At 63.3% G+C, this 518-nt stretch carries 1 protein-coding gene; it reads left to right on the forward strand.

What is annotated here, in order from left to right; translation table 11 throughout:
• A partial coding sequence (locus tag AC1QQ2_RS15100; RefSeq protein ID WP_479713766.1) for a 4Fe-4S dicluster-binding protein occupies positions 1-518 on the forward strand: 518 nt, incomplete at both ends.

The following is a 518-nucleotide window of genomic DNA, read 5'->3' on the forward strand; positions in this document are numbered from 1 at the left end:
GGTGTCGCTGATCAACACCATCAACTCCATCACCAGCGTGGACCTGGAACGCATGGTCGCCCTGCCGACGGTCGGCACCCAGAGCACCCACGGCGGTTACTGCGGCTCGGCGGTCAAGCCGATCGCGCTGAACATGGTCGCCGAAATCGCCCGCGACCCGCAGACCCACGGCCTGCCGATCTGCGGCATTGGCGGCATCGGCAACTGGCGCGATGCGGCGGAATTCGTCGCCCTCGGCTGCGGCGCCGTGCAGGTGTGTACGGCGGCGATGCTGCATGGCTTTCGCATCGTCGAAGAAATGAAGGACGGCCTGTCGCGCTGGATGGACAGTCAGGGCTACACCAGTCTGCAGGATTTTTCCGGGCACGCCGTGGGCAATACTACGGACTGGAAGTACCTGGATATCAACTACCAGGTGATCGCCAAGATCGATCAGGCCGCCTGCATCGGCTGCGGGCGTTGCCACATTGCCTGCGAAGATACGTCGCACCAGGCCATCGCCAGTTTGAAACAAGCGG

This window comes from Aestuarium sp., from assembly GCF_023253315.1.
Classification (GTDB): Bacteria; Pseudomonadota; Alphaproteobacteria; order Rhodobacterales; family Rhodobacteraceae; genus Marivivens; species Marivivens donghaensis.